Origin of the sequence: Streptomyces sp. NPDC091377 (genome assembly GCF_044757045.1) — a bacterium.
In the GTDB taxonomy this organism is placed as follows: Bacteria; Actinomycetota; Actinomycetes; order Streptomycetales; family Streptomycetaceae; genus Streptomyces.
In genome coordinates, this window is sequence record NZ_JBIVUE010000003.1 from 214801 (window position 1) to 236654 (window position 21854).

Sequence of the window (21854 nt, forward strand, 5' to 3'; positions counted from 1 at the left end):
ACTACCCTGAACAGGTGCTTTCCTACGACGACTTGACCCCGCCGGAGCGTGCGCTGTGGGACGCGTTCCCCGAACGGCGCGGAGTGGATCTGCGGACCGGGGTGCCCGAGGACGACCGGGTGGCCGGGGGCGGCCGATGGGGGGAGGAGCGGACCGTCCGGGCCGCCGTCCTCACGGCGTTGCTCCAGGAGGCGAACCCGGCACGCCCCGGTGCCGTCGCGGGGCTGCGGCTCAGCGGGGCCAGGATCACCGGGGCGCTCGACCTGGCCGACGCGCAACTCGCCCACTCCCTCTGGATCGAGGACTGCTGGTTCGAGGAGGGCGTGGACCTCTCCGGGGTGTCGGCCCAGTCGATCGTGGTGCTGGGCAGCCGGGTACCGGGACTCGAAGCGGGCATCGCCCGGATCGAGGGCCGTCTCGACCTACGGCGCTCACGCTTCGAGTGCGGTGCCGTCTCGCCGCTGCACCGCAAGATCACCGCCCTGTCCCTCATCAACACCCAGGTGGGCGGTGTGGTGAACCTGGGCGGAGCCGAGGTGATCGCGCCGGGGGAGTGGGCGGTGTCCGCAGGCGGGCTGGTCGCCGAGGGCGGCCTCTACTGCCTGGACGGATTCACCGCCCAGGGCGGACTCCGGTTCATGGGCGCCCAGTTCCCCGGCGGACTGCACATGCGGGGCGCCCGGGTCAGCCACCCCGGACCGGGCGGAGTGGCGCTCGCCCTGGACAACGCCGTGGCCTCGACGCTCGACTTCTCCGACGGGTTCACCGCGGACGGGACGGTACGGCTCAGGGGCGCCCGGATCGCGGACGACCTCACCTTCGCGGGCGCGATCCTGAACGGGCCACCCACCGCCACCCCGGTCGCCGCCCCGCCCGCCCCCGCCCCGCTCGCCGACGTCCCGCCCGCCCCTGCCCCGCTCGCCGACGTCCTGCCCGCCACCGCGTCCCCCGCCCGAGGCCCCGCCCTCGCCGCCACCCGCATGCAGGCCGTCGACTTCGACCTCACCCTCGCCCGCACCCCCGGCGGCCCCGTCGACCTGCGCGGGGCCCAGGTGTCCCACCTCCACGACAACGACCGCAGCTGGCCGGACTCCGTGGAACTGGACGGGTTCGGCTACGGCTCCATCACCACGGACGACGCCACGGGCGCCCGGCGTGAGGCATCCGCACAGCGCGACTCCGCCGCCCGCCGGGTGGCCTGGATACGACGCGGCCGGGGCTACAGTCCGCAGCCCTACGAGCAGTTGGCGGGCTGGTACCGCACAGCCGGCCACGACGACGACGCCCGCCGCGTCCTCCTCGCCAAACAGCGCCACCGCCGCCGTACACTGCCCCCGGCCGCCCGGGTGTGGGGCCATCTGCTCGACGCGACGGTGGGCTACGGCTACCGCCCCTGGCTGGCCGGTGTCTGGCTGCTCGCGCTGACCGCACTGGGCAGCCTGGCCTTCGACACGCACACCCCCACCCCGGTCAAGCAGGGCGAGGGCGGCCGGTTCCAGCCCTTCGTCTACACCCTCGACCTCCTCATCCCCATCGGGGGCCTCGGCCAGCGGACCGCCTGGTACTGGGACCACGACGGACTCCAGGCACTGTCCTACCTGCTGATCGCCTTCGGCTGGATCCTGACGACCACCCTCATCGCGGGCGTCACCCGCACCCTCCAGAAGAACTAGGGCCTGTCGCGGCGGGGCGGTGCCGGTCGAGCCCCGGGGCGGGCGAGGGGCGCTCGGCCGGAGGCGGGGCCCGCGCCGCACCGCAACCGGCCCCCGCAGTCCCGTACGTGTTTCGCCGTCACACCCCTTGCCGACGCAGGTCCGCGCTGCTATCTCACTGTTAGGAAAGTTTCCTTACGAACACGGACGGAGACCATGGTGATTCCCCCACGCACCACCCGTCGGCGCCTGTGGGCGCGGTCGGTCCTCCTCACCACCGCCCTGACCGGCGCTCTCGTGATGCCGCAGGCGTCCGCCGTACCGGCTCCCGACTCGAACGCGGCCGGGTCCGCGTCCGCCGACGCCCCGCGGTCCGCGGTGGACGCCGCCGCGGACCGGATCCACGAGGCCGAGCGCGCCACCGTGACGCGGGGCGTCGTGGAGTCGAACCACGCCGGGTTCACCGGCAGTGGATTCGTCAACTACGACAATGTGAGCGGCAGTTCGGTCGAATGGACCGTCGACGCCACCACGGCCGGCAGCACCACCGTCGCGCTGCGCTTCGCCAACGGCACCTCGGCCGACCGCCCCATGGACCTGCGGGTCAACGGCACCCTCGTCGCGTCAGGGAAGTCCTTCCACCCCACCGGCGCCTGGACGAACTGGAGCAGCACCAGCGTGACGGCCTCCCTCCGGGCGGGCACCAACACCATCCGGGCCACCGCCACCACCGCGAACGGCGGCCCCAACGTCGACCACCTCACCACCGGCGGCCAGGGCCCCACCCCCGTCGCCACCCCGGTCGGCATCAACGGTCAGCTCAGGGTCTGCGGCACCAAGCTGTGCAACCAGTACGGCAACCCCGTCCAGTTGCGGGGCATGTCCAGCCACGGCACCCAGTGGTACCCGCAGTGCCTCACCAACGGCTCCCTCGACGCCCTCGCCACGGACTGGAACGCCGACGTCCTGCGCGTGTCGACCTATGTGCAGGAAGGCGGCTACGAGACCGACCCGCGCAAGTTCACCGACCTCGCCCACCGGCTGATCGACCAGGCGAGCAGCCGCGGCCTGTACGTCATCGTCGACTGGCACATGCTCAGCCCCGGCGACCCCCACTACAACCTCTCCCGCGCGCGGACCTTCTTCACCGAGATCGCGAACCGGCACAAGGACAAGCCCAACGTCCTGTACGAGATCGCCAACGAACCCTCCGGTGTCTCCTGGAGCACCATCAAGTCCTACGCCGAGCAGATCATCCCGGTCATCCGGACCATCGACTCCAACGCCCCCGTCCTCGTCGGCACCCGCGCCTGGTCGTCCTTCGGCGTCTCCGAGGGCGCGGACGAGTCCGAGGTCGTCAACAACCCGGTCAACGCCGCCAACATCATGTACACGTTCCACTTCTACGCGTACTCGCACCGCGACGAGTACCTCAACACCCTCTCCCGCGCCGCCGACCGCATCCCGGTCTTCGTCACCGAGTTCGGCACCCAGAACTACGCCGGTGAGGGCGCGAACGACTTCGCCATGTCCCAGCGGTACCTCGACCTGATGGCCGCCAAGAAGATCTCCTGGGTCAACTGGAACTTCTCCGACGACGGCCGCAGCGGAGCCGTCTTCAACGCGGGCACCTGCAACGCGGGCGGCCCCTGGGCCGGCACCTCCGCGCTGAAGCAGGCCGGAGTCTGGATCCGCGACCGCATCCGGACCCCCGACGCGTTCCCCACCGGCTGAACGAAAGGCTCACCGACTCACCCTCCGCACCGATTGACTGGCTGAACCCTGAGTCCCTGAGTCCCTGAGTCCCTGAAGGACCTGAGTTCCTGAAGGACCTGAGTTCCTGAAGGACCTGAAGGACCTGAAGGGCCCGACCTCTGAAACCCTGAACCTCTGAACCCCTGGTCCACCGACCAGCCGACCGAACCGACCGACCCGACCGGCCGTCTGCACGGCCGCACACCCACCGCCCCGGGCCCCCGCCGATGGAGCCCGGGGCGGTGCCGTGTCCGACCGGCCCCGAGGGCGTTCCCGCCCGCCTCCCGGACACTTTCCGCCCGGACAGTGGACATGGTCTTGACGGTTGACCCGGCGCGATCGACACTCCAGTAGGGAATCCTAGTGAACGGGTAGGGAATCATGGGGCGCCTTGAGCCGGTCTCCAGCCGGGTGAGCCGCACGGCTCGGCGAGCGTCCCTGCCGTCCGCGCCGCCCCCCACCGAGGGCACGGCCCTATCGCGTCGGTCGCCGATGCCGCCCGCGTCGCCCCTGCTCACCTCCCGCCGCCACATCGATCTGCTGCGCGTCTGCAGCGCGATCAGCCGCCGGGGCTGACCACCCGCCCCGCCTTCGGCCACCCAGGCCCCCCACACCGCGCCCCCCACACCGCGCGTCGAACCCACCGCGCGCCCGTCCGCGCGCCCGAATCCGGGGAGACCCATGACCGTCGCACCGCATGCCATCACCCGTCCGGCCGCGCCCGCCTTCCGCGGCCGGATCGGGCGTGACGCCCGAAGCGGCCACTACGCCGTGCCCCGCCGCTACCGCCTGCACCTCTCGACCGCCGACCCCGACGGACTGCGGATCGCCGTCACCCATAGCCTGCTCGGCCTCGCGGACTGCTGTCCCGTCACCCTGCTGCCCGCCGTCCCCGACTGTCCCGGGGGCGGACACGCCGCGCTGCGCCCGCTGTACGAGGCGAGCGCGCACCGCCACACCGGGCCCGCCCTCGCGCCCGTGCTCGCCGACGACTGGTCCGGACGGATCGTCAGCGGCCACGCCCCCGACATCGTGCGCGACCTCGCCCGGCACTTCGGCAGCGACCGCCCGGCGCTCCACCCGTACCCGCTGGACGCGGAGATCGAGGCGGTGGAACGGCTCTGCGCCGAGGGGATCGAGGCCGCCGCGCAGCGCGCCGGCGCGGCCGGGACCGAAGCGCGGGAGCGGACGGCCGCCGTGGACACCCTGCTCACCGCGCTGGGGGAGGTGGAGCGGCGGCTCGCCCGGCGGCCGTATCTGCTCGGCGAGCGGCTCACCGCCGCCGATGTCGTCGTATGGGTCACCCTGCTCCAACTCGACACCGTGCACCGGCATCACCTCGACGCCGCCGTGGTGCACCGGGTCGCCGACCACCCGGCGCTGTGGGAGCACGCCCGTCGGCTGACCGCCCACCCCGCCTTCGCCGACCGGCTCGACCTCGACGGCATCGCCCGCCGCCACCAGGCGCACTGCCAGGGCCTGGAAGGGGCCGGTGCCGCCGTCCAGATCCTGGACTGGGCCGCCCACGCGGCGGACGCGCGCGTCCAGGCCGACCGTCCCTGACTCGTCCCATTCAGTGGACCGGCATTGACATCGACGCAGGCCGCGTCCTTAACTTTCGGGCACCCGCCTCATATTCGGACACCAGTGTGGACGAAGGGGTGGCGGGTTGCCCGGAATCCCGCCAGGGGTCGGCCCGACAAGGCCCCGGGCCGAGACGACGAAGGACGAAGGACATGCGCGCAGCGAGCAGGACGGCGGCCCACCGCCGTTCCTCCGACCGCTGCGTGAGCCCCCGCGCCGACCGTCTGGTCGCCAACCGCCTCGTCGCCGACCGCGCCGTCGATCTGCTCCGCGTCAGCAGCGCACTGTGTACCGCTCCGGGCCGAGCCCGCTGCCGGGTCTGACCACCTTCCCGAGTCCGACCCCGGCCCGCACCCGACGCACCCCGGCCCCCCGGGTGTGCCGTCCCCGCCCGCCAGAGCCCCCGGTACGTGCGCCCGCACGCTCCCCGCCCCACCCGCCACCGCGCCCTCCCCGGCCGTCGGCGCGGCCCGGCGGCGCGTGCTCCGCCCGGGCCCGGGGCGATCCCACCGAGCCGGAGTCCCCATGAGCGAACCCCCGGGCGCCGCCGTGTCCCTCGCCGACGCGAAATCCGCACCGCCGCCACCCGACCCCCCGTCACCACCCCTGACCGCCCAGCGTGTCCAGCCGCTGCGCCGCCCCGGACGCTGGATCGCCACCGCCGTCGTCCTCGTCCTGGTCGCCCAGTTCGTCCACGGGTTGGTCACGAACCCCTTCTACCAATGGGATCGCTTCGGCTACTGGTTCCTGCGCCCCACCATCCTCGACGGACTGCTCATCACCCTGGAGGTCGCCGCCTACAGCGCCGTCCTCGGACTGCTCGGCGGCATCCTGCTCGCCCTCGCCCGGCTCTCCAGAAGCCCCGTCCTGCGCGCGGTCAGCTGGACCTACGTCTGGGCGCTGCGCTCCATCCCGCTGATCGTCGTCCTGCTCTTCCTCTACAACTTCAGCGCCCTCTACCAGACCCTCAGCCTCGGAGTCCCCTTCGGACCCGCCTTCTTCACCTTCGACGAGTCCCGTCTCGCCACCGACATGGCCGTCGCCGTCATCGGCCTCAGCCTCAACGAGGCCGCCTACGCCGCCGAGGTCGTCCGCGGTGGCATCCTCTCCGTCGACCAGGGCCAGCACGAGGCCGCCGCCGCCCTCGGCCTGCCCAAGCGCTACCAGTTCCTCCGCATCGTCTTCCCGCAGGCCCTGCGCTCCATCACCCCGAACTACGTCAACCAGCTCATCGGCCTCATCAAGAGCACCTCGCTGGTGTTCTACGTGTCCCTGCTCGACCTCTTCGGCACGGCGCAGACCATGGGCGCCACCTACCCCGGCGACATCGTCCCGCTGCTCGCGGTCGTCACCGTCTGGTACCTCATCCTGACCAGCGTCGTCTCCGTCATCCAGTACTACGTCGAGCGGCACTACGCCCGGGGCGCCACCCGCACCCTGCCGCCGACCCCGCTGCAACGCCTGCGCGCGAGCCTGCGCGGGGTCCGGGACCGCGCCCGCAGGGAGACCGCCGTATGACCACCACAGACACCCCGGCCACCCCGGCCACCCTGGCCGGCGGCACCCTCCCGGCCGCCGCCGTGGAGGTGCACGGCGTGCACAAGTGGTACGGCACCCACCGCGTCCTCGACGGCATCGACCTCACCGTCCGGCCCGGCGAGGTCACCGTGATCGTCGGCCCCTCCGGCTCCGGCAAGTCCACCCTGCTGCGTGTCATCAACCACCTGGAGAAGCCGGAGATCGGGTACGTCAGCGTCAACGGCGAACCCATCGGCGTACGACGCCACGGCGACGGGCTGAAGGAACTCAGCGAGCGGGCCATCCTCACCCAGCGCGGGCGGATCGGCTTCGTCTTCCAGAACTTCAACCTCTTCCCGCATCTGACCGCACGGGAGAACGTCGCCGCCGCGCCCTTCGCCACCGGCCGCCTCGGGAAACGGCAGGCGCACGAACTGGCCGACTCCCTGCTCGACCGGGTCGGACTCGCCGACAAGGCCGACGCCTACCCGCGCCAGCTCTCCGGCGGCCAGCAGCAGCGCGTGGCCATCGCCCGCGCCCTCGCCCTGCGGCCCGGAGTGATCCTCTTCGACGAACCGACCTCCGCGCTCGACCCCGAACTCGTCGGCGAGGTCCTCGCCGTCATCAAGGCCCTCGCCACCAGCGGGACCACCCTCGTCATCGTCACGCACGAGATCGGCTTCGCCCGCGAGATCGCCGACCGGGTCGTCTTCCTCGACGCCGGCCGGATCGTCGAACAGGGCCCACCCGCCGACGTGCTCGACAAGCCGCGGCACGAGCGCACCCGGGAGTTCCTGAGCCGGGTCCTCTGACCCCGCCCCTCCACCCCCAGCCCCCTCAGCGATCCATCGATCCCATCGCTCCCATCGATCCAGCGATTCACCGACAGACAAGGACCGTCATGCCCAGCACCGTCTCCCGACGCACCTTCTCCCGACGTCATCTGCTGCGCGGCATCACCGCCGTCACCGCCTTCGCCGCGCTCGGCACCGCCCTGGCCGGCTGCGGCGGGGAGAGCGACGCCGCCACGACGACGAAGGCCGCCGCCGGCACGGTCACCGTGGGCCGGCTGTCCAACGGGGCCGCCGAGGAGACCAGCGTCGAGGTCGCCGAGGTGAAGTCCATCAGCGCCCTGCTGCCCGACGCGGTCAAGAAGAGCGGCAAGCTGGTCATCGGCTCCGGCACCCTGCCCTCCGGCTCCCCGCCCCTCGGATTCATCGGCGACGACCAGAAGACCCTCACCGGTTCCGAACCCGACCTCGGCAGACTGATCGCCGCCGTCCTCGGACTGGAACCCGATGTCTCCCCCTCCACCTGGGAGAACATGTTCATCGGCCTGGACGGCGGCAAGGTGGACGTGGCCATCTCCAACGTCACCGTCACCGAGGAGCGCAAGAAGAAGTACGAGTTCGCCACCTACCGCAAGGACGATCTCGCCTTCGAGGTCACCGACGACAGCGACTGGACGTTCGACGGCGACTACCGCGCCCTGGCCGGCCGCACGGTCAGCGTCGGCAGCGGCACCAACCAGGAGAAGATCCTCCTGGAGTGGAAGGACAAGCTGGCCAAGGAGGGCGAGGACCTCACGGTCAAGTACTACCAGGAGACCAACAGCCTCTACCTGGCCCTCGAAAGCGGCAAGATCGACGCCTACCTCGGACCGAGCCCCAACCTCTCCTACCACGCCACCAAGACGGCCGGCACCCCCAACGCCACCCGGATAGCCGGCCAGTTCTCCGGCGCGGGGGAGACCCTCCAGGGCCTGATCGCCGCAGCCGCGAAGAAGGACAGCGGACTCGCCGAGCCGCTCGCCGCCGCGATCAACCATCTGATCGAGAACGGCCAGTACGAGCAGTGGCTCACGGCATGGAACCTGACCGGCGACGCCGTCGAGAAGTCCGAGATCGACCCGCCCGGCCTGCCGCTCGACAACGCCTGACGACCAGCGCCGCAGCCCCGCGACCGAAGGAAGGCACCCACCATGTCCGCCCTCACCGGCACCCCGCTGCACCTCGCCGTCGCCCTGGACGGCACCGGCTGGCACCCCGCCTCCTGGCGGGAGCCGGTCTCCCGGCCGAACGAACTGTTCACCGCCCGCTACTGGGCCGACCTCGTCACCGAGGCCGAGCGCGGGCTGCTCGACTTCGTCACCGTCGAGGACGGCCTCGGCCCCCAGTCGTCCCACTGGCTCGACCCCGACGACCGCACCGACCAGGTGCGCGGCCGGCTCGACGCGGTCCTGATCGCCTCCCGGGTCGCACCGCTCACCCGGCACATCGGCCTGGTGCCGACCGTCGTCGCCACCCACACCGAACCGTTCCACCTCTCCAAGGCGATCGCCACCCTCGACTACGTCAGCACCGGCCGCGCCGGACTGCGCGTCCAGATCACCGCCCGCCCCAACGAGGCCGCCCACTTCGGCCGCCGCACCCTCACCCGCATCGAGTCCTACGACAGCGCGGCCACCGAACCCGTGGTCACCGACCTGTTCGACGAGGCCGCCGACTACGTCGAGGTGGTGCGCCGCCTCTGGGACAGCTGGGAGGACGACGCCGAGATCCGCTCCGTCGCCACCGGACGGTTCATCGACCGGGACAAGCTCCACTACATCGACTTCGAGGGCCGCTTCTTCGACGTCAAGGGCCCGTCCATCACCCCCCGCCCGCCGCAGGGACAGCCGCCGGTGACCGCCCTGGCCCACGCCACCGTGCCGTACCGGCTGGTCGCCCGGCAGGCCGACATCGGCTACACCACCCCGCACGACGCCGGTCAGGCCCGGGCGATCGTCGCCGAGATCCGCGCCGAGCAGGCCGCGGCCGGCCGGGCCGACGCACCCCTGCATGTCTTCGGCGACCTGGTGGTCCTGCTGGACGACGACCCCGCCGAGGCCGTCGCCCGCCGCGAACGCCTGGAGACCCTCGCGGGGGAGCCGTACACCAGCGACGCCAGGATCTTCACCGGCAGCCCGGCCCAACTCGCCGATCTGCTCCAGGAGTTCCAGGCCGCCGGGCTGACCGGCTTCCGGCTGCGACCCGCCGTCCACGGCCACGACCTGCCCGCGATCACCCGCGGCCTCGTCCCCGAACTCCAGCGGCGCGGCGCCTTCCGCACCGCCTACGAGGCCGACACCCTGCGCGGACTCCTGGGCCTCGAACGCCCCGCCAACCGGTACGCGACGACCGCGGCCACCACCACCGCCTGAGCCGGAAGGACGATCCGACCATGAGCAAGCCGAAGAAGCGGGTCCACCTCGCCGCGCACTTCCCCGGGGTCAACAACACCACCGTATGGAGCGATCCCCGGGCCGGGAGCCATATCGAGTTCGACTCCTTCGCCCACTTCGCCCGCACCGCCGAACGCGCGAAGTTCGACTTCCTGTTCCTCGCCGAAGGGCTGCGCCTGCGTGAGCAGGGCGGGCAGATCTACGACCTCGACGTGGTCGGCCGCCCCGACACCTTCACCGTGCTGGCCGCGCTCGCCGCCGTCACCGAACGGCTCGGCCTGACCGGCACCATCAACTCCACCTTCAACGAGCCCTACGAGGTGGCCCGGCAGTTCGCCAGCCTCGACCATCTCTCCGGCGGCCGGGCCGCCTGGAACGTGGTCACCTCCTGGGACGCCTTCACCGGCGAGAACTTCCGCCGCGGCGGCTTCCTCCCCCAGGAGGACCGCTACGCCCGCGCCAAGGAGTTCCTCGCCACCGCCAACGAACTCTTCGACTCCTGGCAGGGCGACGAGATCGTCGCCGACCAGGCCGCCGGGGTCTTCCTGCGCGACGCGAAGGCCGGGGCCTTCGTCCACGAAGGACAGCAGTTCGACATCCACGGCCGGTTCAACGTGCCGCGCAGCCCCCAGGGCCGCCCCGTGATCTTCCAGGCGGGCGACTCCGACGAGGGCCGCGAGTTCGCCGCCGCCGGCGCCGACGCCATCTTCAGCCGGTACGCCACCCTCAACGCAGGACGCGCCTTCTACACCGACGTCAAGTCACGGCTCGCGCGCCACGGCCGCCGCCCCGACCACCTCCTGATCCTGCCCGCCGCCAGCTTCGTCCTCGCCGACACCGACACCGACGCCGAGGAACTCGCCCGGGAGGTGCGCGGACAGCAGGTCAGCGGGGCGACCGCGATCAAGCACCTGGAGTTCGTCTGGAACCGGGACCTCTCCGCGTACGACCCGGACGGCCCGCTGCCCGACATCGACCCGCTCGTCGGCGAGCACACCATCGCCCGCGGCCGGGCCCAGGTGCGCATGTACCGCGACCCGGTCGCCACGGCCCGCGAGTGGCGCGAACTCGCCGCCGCCCGGGGCTGGTCCATCCGGGACCTGGTCATCGAGACCGGGAACCGGCAGAACTTCGTGGGGTCGGCGGCGACCGTCGCCGCGACCATCGACGAGTACGTCCAGTCCGACGCGAGCGACGGCTTCATCCTCGTCCCGCACCTCACCCCGGGCGGCCTGGACGAGTTCGCGGACCGGGTGGTGCCGCTGCTCCAGGAACGCGGGGTGTACCGGACGGAGTACGAGGGGACGACCCTGCGCGACCACCTGGGACTCGCCCACCCGGACGCGGTGGGGGACACCCGCGCCGCGTCCTGACGGGCTCGGCCACGGACAGGGCCCTGGCGACGGACAGGGCCTCACCGACGGAGAAAGAAATGGTGGCGGACAGTTACCCCTCCCCCGAAGGGTAACTGTCCGCCACTTCCCCCGGCGCCGGACCATGGTCCCTGCGCCCGCACGGGGCGGCCGTGTGCCTCACCAGCACATGACCGCCGTCTCACCCGAACCCCGCACGGAGTACAGGCGCACGCGGACGACATAGCGGCGGCCCTTGACGAGACGGGCCCTGAGCGTGGCGTTGTCCGGAGAGCCCCCGTCGTCCTCGCCGGTGACATAGCGCGGCACGCCGTCGCGCTCCTCGAAGAGCACGGCCACCGCGTCCGCGTCGCCGAAGACCCCGACCGTGTACTCACGGGTCTGCCGCGGCTCGATCCGGAAGTCCGCCTGCTCGCCCGGCCTCAGCCGCAGCGGCGCCGAGCGGAACGGCACCAGCTCCTCGGGCAGCCGCGTGCCGACCGGCGGATACCAGCGCAGCACGAACTCCTTGTCGAGCGGCGACAGCGTGCCCGGCGGATTCAGACCCGCGCGGAACTGCTCCGGCTCCAGTATCAGTCCGGACGTGAACGGAAACTCCATGATCGACTGCGGATCCCACAGCGAGCCGTTGACCTCGTCACGGTCCAGCTTGCGCAGGATGTTGAAGCGGGTGGTCTCCCGGTCCCAGTGGTTCGGCGGCCCGGCCAGCTCGGCGTACACCGCCTCGTCGTCCCAGTGGATCCCGGCGAACGGGCTCTGGTGCTCGTGCAGCATGCCGAGCGCGTGGCCGATCTCGTGCAGCGCCATGGCGCGTTCGCCCGGCACGGTCAGATCCCAGCCGAAGTTCATCGTCCGCTCGTTGTGCCCGAGCCGCAGCGCGTCCCGGCCGACCGCCGACCAGGAGCCGTCACCGACCTGGAACCCGATCCTCAGCTCGGCCTCGGAGCGGTCGTCGACCTCGGCGAAGGACAGCCCGATACCGAGCCCCGCCCACTCCGCGAAGCACTCACGCACCACGTTGCGCTGCCGCTCGGCGCCGACCCAGCCGACCCGCCGGGTCTCCCCGGTGCCCGGCACCGCGATGACCGAGCCGTCGGAGTCCCGGTCGAAGAAGTGGTAGTGCAGCACCGTGCCGTTGACCCACATCGGCCGACCACCGATGAGCGCACTGCGCCGCTCGGCGGCCAGCCCCGGCGCGAGGACGGGGTCCGGCTGCCGCGTGAGCGAGCAGTGACGACCGGTCATGCCCCCAGAGTGCCGTCCCCGGGGTACGGCCGCCTGAGTCGAGGTCTACTCAAGTCGCCCTGTATCAGAGTTGAGTACCGGTGCTCATGACTGCGTGACGACTCATGGACGGTACGAGCGGGACGCGCGCACCCTGGAGCTGCCCTGGCCCTTCACCGGCCGGGAGGACGAACTGGAGCTGGTCCGCCGCTCGCTGGCCGCCGGACGGCACGGCATCGTCGTGACCGGCCCCGCGGGCTGCGGGAAGACCCGCCTGGCGGCCGAGGCGCTGCGCGGCACCGACTGCGCCAGAGTCGCCGGCGCCCCGGGCACGCACCGCATTCCGTTCGCCGCCTTCGCCCATCTGCTGCCCGAGCCGGTGTCCCTGCACCGGGCCGTGCACCTCCTCTCCGGGGTCCGGCTGCTGCTGGTGGACGACGCCCATCTGCTGGACGACGCCTCCGCCGCCCTCGTCCACCACCTCGCCGTGCACGGCCCCACCCGGCTGGTCGTCGTCGCCCGCGACAGCGGACCCCTGCCCGGCGCGGTGTCCCGGCTGTGGACCGGCGAGTTGCTGCCCCGGCTCGCCCTGGAACCGCTGCCCGACGAGGACACCGCCCAGCTCCTCACGGCCGGCACCGCCGGCTCCTTGGACCCGCTCACCATGAACCGCCTGCGCCGCCTGTGCGAGGGGGATCTACGGCTGCTGCGCGACCTGTCCGCCGCCATCGGCGAACAGGGCCTCCTCGCGCGCGTACCCGGCACCGACACCCGCGCGTGGCGGGGCCCCGTCCCCCTCACCGAGACGGTCCGGCTGCGCACCGCGCCCGTCCTCGGCCGGGTCCGCCCCGAGGAGCGCGAGACCCTCGACCGCCTCGCCTTCGCCGAACCCCTCGCCCCCCACCTGGACGCGTTCGACCTGCCGACCCTCGAACGCCTGGAGTCCGACGGCCTGGTGCGCATCGACGCCGCGGGCACGGTCCATCTCGCCCGCCCGCTCTACGGCCCGGTGCTGCGCGCCGCCGCCGGCACCCTGCGCGCCCGCCGCCTCTCCCGCACGCCCGACGACTGCACGTCCGCCCTCAAGTCCGAGGCCGCCGCCCTGGAGGACCGCATCGAGGAGGGCGACGTCAGCGCCCTCGCGGCACCGGTGGGCCGGTGGCTGGTGGAGGAGGGCGGCACCGTACCGCCCGAGTACGCCGCCGTCCGCGCCCGGTACGCCAGACTGCGCGGCGCACTCCGTGAGTCCGCCGCCTGGGCCCGCGAGGGTCTGCGCACCGCGCCGGACGATCCGGCCTGCGCCACCGAACTCGCCATGAGCACGGCCCAGTCGGGCGACCTGGAGGACCCGGGCACGCCAGAACCCCCGCTGCGGGCGGCGTACCGGGCGGTGACCTACGGGCCCGCCCCGGACGCGCGGACCTCCCGGGCGGACGAGCCCGGACCGATGACCCACCGGGCCCCCCGAGCCACCGCCGAGGAGGTCTACGACGCCGTCCGCGTCGGTGCCCCCGAGCGGGCGCTCGGCCTGCTGCCGCCCGGGAGCCTCTTCGCCCAGCACGCCGAGGCGCTCGCGCGCGGGGACGGGCCCGCGCTGGACCGGGTGGCCGCGGTGCTGGAGGCGCGCGGATACCTGCTGTTCGCGGCCGAGGCGTTCGCCCAGGCCGTGACCGCGCACCGCGACCCCAGCGCCGCCCGCACCTCACGCACCCGCGCCATCACCCTGGCCCGCCGCTGCCAGGGCGCCCGCACCCCGGCCCTGTCCGGGCTCGCCCTGGGTGAACTCACGGCCCGTCAGCGCCAGATCGTCACCCTGGCGGCGGCGGGCCTGAGCAACCGCCAGATCGCCGAACGCCTGACCCTGTCCGTCCGCACGGTCGGCAACCACCTCTACAGCGCCTACACCCGCCTCGGCGCCAGCGACCGCGGCGACCTGCCGTGCCTGATCGAACTCCCGGCCACCCGCTCGGCGTGACGGCCTGCGGCAGGGGGCCGTGTCCGCTTCACCCGGCGGTCAGGCGGGCGCGGAGACTGTCGGCGCCGGACGCGTCGAGCCAGTCGGCGAAGGTGCGCAGCCCGGGGTGGACGACCCGCAGTGCCTCGATGTCGGCGTGCCAGCGCTCGCCCGCGTCCCAGCGCCGCTTGGTCCCGGCGACCTCCTGCCCCAGCGCGGCGGCCTCGGCGTCGGTGAGTTGCCGGTAGCGCAGCGGGACACCGGTCGCCTCGGTGATCGCGGCCACCGCCGCGACCGGGGTCGGAGCGTCACCGGCGAGTTCCAGGGTGCGCCCGGCGAACCGGGCCGGGTCCGCGGTCGACGGGCCGCGGTCCCGCCTGCGAGGCGCTCACCCGCGACCGGGGCTGGCCGCGCTCCCTGCTGGGCGCCGCCGACCAGCGTTTCCACCAGGTCCTGGCGCGGCTGCTGCACGACGCGCGTCGGGCCGGCGCGATCCGCGCCGATGTGCGCATCGCCGACCTGTCCGCCGTGCTGGCCGGCGGCGTCGCCCTGCGCTCGGCCCATCGGGACCGGACCCGCGGCAGCCTGCTGGTCCGGCTCCTGCTGGACGCACTACGGACACCGGCGCTCAGAAAGCCCGGGGCCGCGGAGGAGGCGGGCCCGAGGACGGGGGACCCGGAAGAGAGCGTCACGAAAGCCGGGGAGTTTGGTGACGCACCCGCCCGCCCCCGTCACGAAAGCGCCGCCGAAAGGTGCTGCGTGGAATGCGGCACCCCCCTGCGGGTCCACCCCACCGGCCGACCGGCCCGGTACTGCGGCCCCGCCTGCCGCCAGCGCGCCCACCGGCGCCGCCGCGCCTGAACGGACCGCGGTTTCGCGGCACCCCATCAGGCCGCGGTCGTCGCACCCGGGCAGGCCGCCCTCACGCCGCCCCGAACGCCGAGAACGCCCACCCCGTCGACTGGTGCATCGCGTCCCCCGGCATCGCCGCCCGCGCGTCGCGCAGGGCCTCGGCGAGGCAGAGGCCCGCGCCGAGGCCCTTGTGGAGGGCGAGCATCAGCGGGACCACGGCGGCGTCGTTGACCGGGACGCTGCACGCCACCACACCCGCCGTTCCGTGCGGGAGGAGGGCGGTGACCAGGCCGAGGAGTTCGTCGGCGCCGACCGAGGCGAAACGGGCGGTGTCGCAGCAGGACAGGATGATCCGGTAGGGGCTGCGGGCGAGACGCTCGAAGTCGTGCACGATCAGCGGGCCGTCGGACATCCGCAGCGACGAGAACAGCGGGCTGTCGGCCCGGAACGAACCGTGCGCGGCGATATGCGCCAGCGCGGCCCCGTCCAGCTCCTCCAACACCCGCGGCACGCACGCCTCGTCGCCCTCCAGGACGACCGGGGCGCTATACCGGTCGGCGAGTTCCGGCACCTCGGCGCCGCCCGTCGCGAGACCCGGCCCCCGCACCAGGACATGCCGTCCGCCCGGCGGCGGCTCGGTCTCCCGGGCCCGCAGCCAACTGCTCGCCGACGGCGACACGCTGAGCACCCGCTCCCGCAGCGAGGGCAGCAGCGCCCAGGGCACCCGGTGCAGCCGCCCCGGCGGTACGACCACCACGGGCCCGCCCCCCAGATGCGCGGCGGCGGGCCCCAGCAGCAGCTCCTCCAGCCGGCGCCCCATCGCCTCCACGAGCGGCAGCCGGGCCTCGGCACCGGGGTGGGCCAGCCGCCTGAGCCCCGCCAGCACGTGCTCGGCCTCCTGCTCCGCCTCCGCGAGCAGCCCGGCCGTGAAACGCCGCACCCGCCCGTCCCCGCACAGCAGCACCTGCACCCGTCCGTCGACCACGGCCAGCTCCACCAGGCGGGTCCCGTCGAGCCGCTCCAGCAGCCGGCCCACGTCGAATTGGTCGCCGCCGCCCGGGGTCTCCCCGCGCAGATGCAGACTGCGGGAGCGGATCGCCTTCTCCAGGCGCCGCTGGTCGCGCTCCAGCGCCGGTACGGGACGTCCGTCGCGGCGCGCCTCCTCCGCGCGGGCGGCGATCTCCCGGAACGCGGTGAGATCGCCGAGCAGCTCGGGGTCGGCCGGGGGCCGGGTCGGCGGGGCGCTCAGCGCGGTCGCCCGCCACCGCTCGCTCCACTTCAGCAGCCGCCGCGGCCCGCCGTGCGCGAGGCTCGCCCGCTGGGCCAGCGCCGCCAGCTCCGCCCCCTGCTCGGTCGCCCTGGCCCGTAGCTCCGAGGCGCCCAGCGTCATCCGGTGGTCGTCCAGCACGTCCAGACCGCGCCTGCACGCCTCCAGCACGCCCCGGGGCGAGCCCGCCGCCTCCGCGCTCAGCGCCTGCGCCGCCCAGCCCGTCAGCCGGGCCAGCGGCGGCCCGCTGCGCCGGCTGCGCGCGGCCAGCGCCAGATGCCGCTCCGCGTCCGCCCGCCAGCCCAGCCGCAGCGCGATCCGGCCCGCGAGCAGCGACGCCTGCGGCGCGGCCGGCGCCCCGAACCCGGCCAGCAGCTCGGCGACCTCGGCGGCGTCCGCGACCATCCGGCCCGACGCCCGCCCGGCCGCCACCCGCGATTCGAGCAGCACCAGCCGGGCGTGCGTCTGCCACCAGGTGCGCCGCTGCGCCGCGAACAGTCGTACCGCGAGGGCCGCGCGCGCTATCGCCGTGTGCGGGTCACCCGCGAGCCGGGCCGCGCGCGCGGCCGTCAGCAGCAGCTCCGCCTTGCGCGTCGACTGGCCGCCCATGCCGTCCAGCTCCGCGATCGCCGCGTCCGCCTCGGCCAGCGCCTCCGGCGCCAGACCGGCCGCCATCAGCACCTCGCAGCGCCGGATGTTCAGCATGAAGATCGGCGTGCCCAGCTTCGCGTACCGCTCCTCCGCCTCCGCGAGCAGCCGCAGCGCCACCGGCACGTCCCCGGACCGGAACGCGGCGAGCCCCCGGCTCTCCACCGCGTCCGCCTTGTCGTGCTCCTGCCCGGTGGTCTCCCACAGGGCCTCCGCCGAGGTGAAGTCGGCGTCCGCGCGGTCCACCGCGCCCAGCGCCAGATGCACGGTCGCGCGCAGCGTCAGCGCCCGCGCCGTCCAGATCACGTCGTCCGCCTGCCGCAGCACCGGGATCGCCCGCCGTACGTCCTCCAGCGCCGCCCGGTGATGCCCCAGCACCCACCCCGCGTACGCCCGCCGGAACAGCGCACGCGCGCGCGTGTGGCCCGTGCCGCGCTCCACCCCGCGCTCCAGCGCCGACTGGCCCTGCCGGGTCTGGCCCGCGTGGATCAGCGCCACCCCGAGCGTACCGAGGACGTCCGCCTCCCGCTCGGCCGAGTCCGCGCGCACCGCGTAGTCCCGGGCCCGGCGCAGATGGTGCAGGGCCAGCCGGGTGTCGCCGAAATCACGCTGCCAGATCCCGATCACCTGATGCGCCACGGACGCGTGCAGCGGCGCCGCGTCGGTGTCCAGCACCCGGCGCGCTTCGGCCAAGGCGTCGTTCGGCGCGGCGAACACCAAAGGCAGCAGTTCGAGCACCGAGTCGCTTCCCGCTGTCACTCCAGGGATGGTAGTGCGCCGGGAACCAGGTCACATCAGTTTGGGTCTGTATCAATCGGCCACCCCCCGGCTCTGATTGACGACCGACGCCTCTGTGGGAGGACACGCCATGGCACCACACCGATTCCGAGAGCAGTTCGAACAGATGCAGCGCGCCCTGCCGGGCGTCCCGCTGGCGATGGGCCCGGACGACTCCGCCGAGTTCATCTACGAGAAGGGCGTCGTGATCGCCCGCGACGGCGAGGAGGCCCTCGCCGTCGAGGACGCCGTCCGCGCGCATTTCACCGAGACGGAGGGCCTGATCCCGGAGAACGTGCGCCGGGCGGGCCCGCGGACCAACCGCTCCGGCATCACCCGGATCCAGGTCGGCGACCCCGCCGAGGGCGGACGCGAGGGCGACTTCGCGGTGGCGGGCGCCCTGCGCGCGATGCGCACCGCCGAGGGCCGCGCGGGCCGCCGGCTGATCAGCCGCAACCACGTCGTCCACATCGCCCCCGTCAACTGCTGCCCCGGGGACGAACCGCTCCCCGCCCAGCAGGACCCGCACCCGAACCCGGCCCTCACGCCGACGCCGTACGACGCCGGGACCGCCGTGCACGTCCTGGTGATCGACAACGGGCTGGTGAGCGACTACCGCTCCTACCCGCCGCTGGCCCGCGTCGAGGGCGATCTCCACGAGGCCGAGACCGACGAGGACGGCCTGCTGAGGCTGTACATCGGCCACGGCACCTTCATCGCCGGCCTGATCGCCGCCGTCGCCCCCAACACGCACATCACCGTGCGCAACACCCTCAGCGACGTCGGCGCCATGCTGGAGTCACAGCTCGGCGACGAACTGTTCCGGGCCGTCGACGAGGGCGGCTGGCCCGACATCCTCAGCCTCTCCGCCGGCACCTCCAACGGCCGCACCGACGAACTCCTCGGCCTGGAGAACTTCATGCGCGAGCTGAACGAGCAGGGCACCCTGCTCGTCGCCGCCGCCGGGAACAACGGCAACGCCACCCCGTTCTGGCCCGCCGCCTACGCCGGCCGCCCCGACTTCGCCGGAGCGGTGCTCTCGGTCGGCGCCCTGCGCAGCGACGGCGAGTTCGGCGCCTGCTTCAGCAACCACGGCCCCTGGGTGAACGTCTTCGCCCCCGGCGAGCGCGTCACCAGCGCCCTCACCGGCTTCGACAGCCCCGTGCCGTACGTCTACCAGCACTCGACCTACGACACCTGCCGCTTCGGCTTCTCCTACGGCTGCACCTGCACCCACCCCGGCCACGCCGGCCTCCTCAGCGAGGACCACGAGACCAGCGTCAGCAAGCCGGACCAGGTGATGTTCGAGGGGCTCGCCCAGTGGAGCGGCACCTCCTTCGCCACCCCGGTCGTCGCCGGAATGGTCGCCGCCCACATGACCGCCACCGGCGAGCGCGACCCGCGCGCGGCGGCCCGGCAGTTGCTCGAACTCAACACCGAACTGGCCGAGGTGCGCGGCGGCCACGTGCCCGCCCTGCTGCCGGGCTCATGGCGGCCGGTGCCGGTCGTCAGCCCCGTGATCGCGGTATGAGGTCCACCCTGAATGCGGGATTCCGCGTGAGTGCCGGAGCCACCCCCGTCACGGCGTACGATGACATGCCGTACACGAGGGGTGGGTCCGTGGATCGTGCCGATGTCGGCGTGCTCGTTGAATCCGCCGTCGACGGAGACGCGGCGGCCTGGAAAGCGTTGGTGGAGGGGCTCAGCCCCCTGGTCTGGTCGGTCGTGCGCGCACACCGGCTCTCCGACGCCGACGCGCACGAGGTCTACCAGACCGTGTGGTTCCGCTTCGCCCAGAACCTCGGGCGGATCCGGGAACCGCAGAAGGCCGGCTCATGGCTGGCCAGCACCGCGCGCCACGAAAGCCTGAAGGTCATCAAGAGCATGCGGCGGCTGATGCCGACCGACGACCCGATCCTGCTGGACCGGGTCAGCGAGGAGCCCACCCCCGAGCAGTCGTTGCTCGACTCCGAGGAGGCCGCCGCCCAGAGCGAGCGGATCCGCAGGGTGTGGCAGGAGTTCGAAGGACTCGGAGAGCGCTGCCGGCAACTGCTGCGCGTTCTCATGGCCTCGCCGCCGCCCAGCTATCAGGAGGTGTCGGTGGCGCTCGGTATCGCGGTGGGCAGCATCGGACCACTGCGCCAGCGCTGTCTGCGCCGCCTGCGGGCCCGACTCGAAGCACGGGGAGCATTGTGAACCGCAACGACGCGCACGACGAGAACGAGAACGGGGCCGACAGCGGTCGCGCCACCGGCGACGGCCGTGACGGCAACACCGCCGGGGGCTACGGCGACGAGTCCCTCGACGCCCATGTGGGGGAGTTCGACATCAGCCCGCTGGAGGCCGAGCTGCGCCGTGCCGCGGCCGTCCTCGACCCGGTCCCGCCGGAGCTGCGGCGGATCGCCGTGGACGCCTTCCTGCTGCGCGACCTGGACGCCCGGATCGCCGAGCTGACCTTCGACTCGCTGGTCGACTCCATCCCCGTGCGCGGGGTGACGGACCCGCCGCGGATGCTGACCTTCCGCACCGGCGACCTGACCGTCGACGTGGAGGTCACCGCCCACGGTCTGATGGGCCAGGTGATGCCGCCCCAGCCCGCCAGGATCGAGGTGCTCGGCGGTCCGCAGCCGGCCACCCCGGACGTCCTCACCGCCGACGCCATGGGCCGCTTCACCAGCGAGGCCCCGCCGATGGGCCCGTTCGCGCTGCGGCTGCGCACCGGCGCGGAGGTGGTCGTCACGGAGTGGCTGCGCGCCTGAGCGCGGGCGGACCCGGACGACCGGCGCTCACCACGCGCACGGCAGGGTCCGCGGCCCGCGGATCATGGTCTTCTTCCGCCACTCCACCTGATCGGCCGGGACCGCGAGACGCAGTCCCGGCAGCCGGTCCAGCAGCGTGCTGAGCAGCAGCTCCGTCTGGAGCTTGGCCAGCACCGCACCGGTGCAGTAATGGGCCCCGTTGCCGAAAGCCAGATGCGGATTGGTGGCCCGGTCCGGATCGATGAGATCCGGATCCGGGAACACCCTCGGATCCCGGTTGGCCGCCAGATACGACACATAGACGGGGTCACCCGCACGGATCAACGTGCCGTCCAGCTCGACGTCCTCCAGGGCGATCCGGGCCAGCCCCACCGAACTGCGGTGCGGGACGAAACGGAACAACTCCTCGATCAGTTCGTCGCGCACCTGCGCGTCCTGACGCATCCGCGCCTTCAGCTCCGGCCGGGTGAGCAGCAGGAACAGCATCTGCCCGCAGTTGTGGGTGACCGCCTCCCCACCGATCTGGAGCGGCCCGGCCAGACCGATCGCCTCCTCCTCGGCCACCTCGCCACGCGCCACGGCCGCGCCCAGCAACGCGTACACGTCGTCGCCGCCGCTGTCGGCCCGCGCCCGGATCGTCTCCGTGATCCAGCCGTACAGCCCCTGCTTGGCCCGCTCGGCGGACTCCGCGCCGCCCGAGGTGGAGATGATCTTCCGGGTCCAGGAGTGCACCCGCTCCCGGTCCTCGGCCGGTACCCCCATCACCTCGCTGACCAGCGCGATCGGGAACGGCTCCAGCACCCGCTCGATCAGATCGGCGGGCGGCCCGTCCGCCACGACCCCGTCCACCAGCGCGTCCAGCAGCTCCTGCGCCCGGGGCCGCAGCCGCTTCGTCGCGCCGACCGTGAACGCCCCGGCGACCGCCTTGCGCAGCCGGTTGTGGTCGGGCTGGTCGGCGAAGGCGAGCGAGCCGGGGCGCGGCTTGAAGTGCGGTGCCATCCGCGTCACCTGGCGCCGGGTCACCTCCGCCCGGCCGAACCGCGGATCGTTGGTGATCGCTTTCACGTCCTCGTAGCGGGTCGCCAGCCACGCCCAGCCCTCGCCGAACGGCAGCCGGATGCGGTTCAGGGGGCCCTCGCGCATGAGGTCCGCGAGGACCGGGTCGAACGCGGTCCCCTCCAGGTCGGGTGTCGGCCAGTCCCGTACCGGCGGCAGCGCCTGTCCGGCCAGCGTGGTGGTCTCCTCGGTCATGCCCTCACCCTCCCCGC

General features: G+C 73.2%; 18 protein-coding genes and 1 pseudogene. 15 read left to right on the forward strand and 4 right to left on the reverse strand.

Translation table 11 applies throughout. From position 1 onward, the window contains the following. Positions 1–14: 14 nt before the first annotated feature. The 10 genes from ACIQNG_RS08685 (at position 15) to ACIQNG_RS08730 (ending at position 11105) form a co-directional block, all read left to right on the forward strand. Positions 15–1673 carry an oxidoreductase gene (locus ACIQNG_RS08685; protein ID WP_401483380.1) on the forward strand — a complete coding sequence of 553 codons (1659 nt, stop codon included), beginning with the start codon at positions 15–17 and terminating at the stop codon, positions 1671–1673. 279 nt (positions 1674–1952) lie between these two features. Then, the gene (locus ACIQNG_RS08690; protein ID WP_401483861.1) at positions 1953–3386 is read left to right on the forward strand and encodes a cellulase family glycosylhydrolase; all 1434 of its coding nucleotides are present in this window, start codon (positions 1953–1955) and stop codon (positions 3384–3386) included. A gap of 513 nt (positions 3387–3899) precedes the next feature. Then, positions 3900–3983, forward strand: a complete 84-nt coding sequence (locus ACIQNG_RS08695; RefSeq protein WP_401483863.1) for a putative leader peptide — start codon at positions 3900–3902, stop codon at positions 3981–3983. A gap of 105 nt (positions 3984–4088) precedes the next feature. Further along, positions 4089–4970 carry a glutathione S-transferase C-terminal domain-containing protein gene (locus ACIQNG_RS08700; protein WP_401424307.1) on the forward strand — a complete coding sequence of 294 codons (882 nt, stop codon included), beginning with the start codon at positions 4089–4091 and terminating at the stop codon, positions 4968–4970. A gap of 173 nt (positions 4971–5143) precedes the next feature. Further along, complete coding sequence (locus ACIQNG_RS08705; RefSeq protein ID WP_401424306.1) at positions 5144–5314, forward strand: hypothetical protein; 171 nt, start codon at positions 5144–5146, stop codon at positions 5312–5314. Between the two features lie 202 nt (positions 5315–5516). Then, the gene (locus ACIQNG_RS08710) at positions 5517–6509 is read left to right on the forward strand and encodes an amino acid ABC transporter permease (RefSeq protein WP_401483382.1); all 993 of its coding nucleotides are present in this window, start codon (positions 5517–5519) and stop codon (positions 6507–6509) included. Continuing rightward, positions 6506–7321, forward strand: a complete 816-nt coding sequence (locus ACIQNG_RS08715) for an amino acid ABC transporter ATP-binding protein (RefSeq protein WP_401483384.1) — start codon at positions 6506–6508, stop codon at positions 7319–7321. Before ACIQNG_RS08710 ends, ACIQNG_RS08715 begins: the two co-directional genes overlap by 4 nt. Before the next feature lie 89 nt (positions 7322–7410). After that, positions 7411–8448 (forward strand): transporter substrate-binding domain-containing protein, encoded by a 1038-nt coding sequence (locus ACIQNG_RS08720; RefSeq protein ID WP_401424303.1) that lies wholly within the window; start codon positions 7411–7413, stop codon positions 8446–8448. 42 nt (positions 8449–8490) lie between these two features. Continuing rightward, on the forward strand, positions 8491–9711 hold the full coding sequence (locus ACIQNG_RS08725) for an LLM class flavin-dependent oxidoreductase (protein WP_401483386.1): 1221 nt from the start codon (positions 8491–8493) through the stop codon (positions 9709–9711). A 20-nt stretch (positions 9712–9731) separates the two neighbouring features. After that, a complete protein-coding gene (locus ACIQNG_RS08730; protein WP_401483388.1) occupies positions 9732–11105 on the forward strand; it encodes an NtaA/DmoA family FMN-dependent monooxygenase in 1374 nt (457 codons plus the stop codon). Positions 11106–11264: 159 nt separating this feature from the next. Here the strand turns inward: ACIQNG_RS08730 and ACIQNG_RS08735 are convergent, their stop codons facing one another. Further along, complete coding sequence (locus tag ACIQNG_RS08735; RefSeq protein WP_401483390.1) at positions 11265–12350, reverse strand: M12 family metallopeptidase; 1086 nt, start codon at positions 12348–12350, stop codon at positions 11265–11267. A gap of 94 nt (positions 12351–12444) precedes the next feature. Between ACIQNG_RS08735 and ACIQNG_RS08740 the strand changes: the two genes are divergently transcribed. Next, positions 12445–14304: a LuxR C-terminal-related transcriptional regulator gene (locus ACIQNG_RS08740; RefSeq protein ID WP_401483392.1), complete on the forward strand. Its 1860-nt coding sequence runs from the start codon at positions 12445–12447 to the stop codon at positions 14302–14304. A 28-nt stretch (positions 14305–14332) separates the two neighbouring features. Here ACIQNG_RS08740 and ACIQNG_RS08745 read toward each other — a convergent pair whose 3' ends face one another. After that, a complete protein-coding gene (locus tag ACIQNG_RS08745) occupies positions 14333–14569 on the reverse strand; it encodes a hypothetical protein (protein WP_401483393.1) in 237 nt (78 codons plus the stop codon). Between the two features lie 110 nt (positions 14570–14679). Between ACIQNG_RS08745 and ACIQNG_RS08750 the strand changes: the two are divergent. Beyond that, positions 14680–15144 (forward strand): annotated as a pseudogene (locus ACIQNG_RS08750) (hypothetical protein); the annotation flags it as partial. Between the two features lie 61 nt (positions 15145–15205). Here ACIQNG_RS08750 and ACIQNG_RS08755 read toward each other — a convergent pair. After that, the gene (locus ACIQNG_RS08755; RefSeq protein WP_401483395.1) at positions 15206–17809 is read right to left on the reverse strand and encodes a CHAT domain-containing protein; all 2604 of its coding nucleotides are present in this window, start codon (positions 17807–17809) and stop codon (positions 15206–15208) included. Between the two features lie 109 nt (positions 17810–17918). Between ACIQNG_RS08755 and ACIQNG_RS08760 the strand changes: the two genes are divergently transcribed. From ACIQNG_RS08760 to ACIQNG_RS08770, 3 genes are all read left to right on the forward strand, one after another. Then, a complete protein-coding gene (locus ACIQNG_RS08760) occupies positions 17919–19358 on the forward strand; it encodes a S8 family peptidase (RefSeq protein ID WP_401483397.1) in 1440 nt (479 codons plus the stop codon). A 65-nt stretch (positions 19359–19423) separates the two neighbouring features. Continuing rightward, positions 19424–20023 (forward strand): RNA polymerase sigma factor, encoded by a 600-nt coding sequence (locus tag ACIQNG_RS08765; protein WP_401424294.1) that lies wholly within the window; start codon positions 19424–19426, stop codon positions 20021–20023. A gap of 116 nt (positions 20024–20139) precedes the next feature. Further along, positions 20140–20586: a hypothetical protein gene (locus ACIQNG_RS08770; RefSeq protein WP_401425125.1), complete on the forward strand. Its 447-nt coding sequence runs from the start codon at positions 20140–20142 to the stop codon at positions 20584–20586. A gap of 27 nt (positions 20587–20613) precedes the next feature. Here the strand turns inward: ACIQNG_RS08770 and ACIQNG_RS08775 are convergent, their stop codons facing one another. Continuing rightward, on the reverse strand, positions 20614–21837 hold the full coding sequence (locus ACIQNG_RS08775; RefSeq protein WP_401483398.1) for a cytochrome P450: 1224 nt from the start codon (positions 21835–21837) through the stop codon (positions 20614–20616). Positions 21838–21854 lie beyond the last annotated feature (17 nt).

Coding starts and splice junctions, on each gene's coding strand:
- ACIQNG_RS08690 (WP_401483861.1), top strand. CDS start 1,953: ATGCCGCAGGCGTCCGCCGTACCGGCTCCCGACTCGAACGCGGCCGGG.
- ACIQNG_RS08695 (WP_401483863.1), top strand. CDS start 3,900: ATGCCGCCCGCGTCGCCCCTGCTCACCTCCCGCCGCCACATCGATCTG.
- ACIQNG_RS08700 (WP_401424307.1), top strand. CDS start 4,089: ATGACCGTCGCACCGCATGCCATCACCCGTCCGGCCGCGCCCGCCTTC.
- ACIQNG_RS08705 (WP_401424306.1), top strand. CDS start 5,144: ATGCGCGCAGCGAGCAGGACGGCGGCCCACCGCCGTTCCTCCGACCGC.
- ACIQNG_RS08710 (WP_401483382.1), top strand. CDS start 5,517: ATGAGCGAACCCCCGGGCGCCGCCGTGTCCCTCGCCGACGCGAAATCC.
- ACIQNG_RS08715 (WP_401483384.1), top strand. CDS start 6,506: ATGACCACCACAGACACCCCGGCCACCCCGGCCACCCTGGCCGGCGGC.
- ACIQNG_RS08720 (WP_401424303.1), top strand. CDS start 7,411: ATGCCCAGCACCGTCTCCCGACGCACCTTCTCCCGACGTCATCTGCTG.
- ACIQNG_RS08725 (WP_401483386.1), top strand. CDS start 8,491: ATGTCCGCCCTCACCGGCACCCCGCTGCACCTCGCCGTCGCCCTGGAC.
- ACIQNG_RS08730 (WP_401483388.1), top strand. CDS start 9,732: ATGAGCAAGCCGAAGAAGCGGGTCCACCTCGCCGCGCACTTCCCCGGG.
- ACIQNG_RS08735 (WP_401483390.1), bottom strand. CDS start 12,350: ATGACCGGTCGTCACTGCTCGCTCACGCGGCAGCCGGACCCCGTCCTC.
- ACIQNG_RS08760 (WP_401483397.1), top strand. CDS start 17,919: ATGGCACCACACCGATTCCGAGAGCAGTTCGAACAGATGCAGCGCGCC.
- ACIQNG_RS08765 (WP_401424294.1), top strand. CDS start 19,424: ATGCCGTACACGAGGGGTGGGTCCGTGGATCGTGCCGATGTCGGCGTG.
- ACIQNG_RS08775 (WP_401483398.1), bottom strand. CDS start 21,837: ATGACCGAGGAGACCACCACGCTGGCCGGACAGGCGCTGCCGCCGGTA.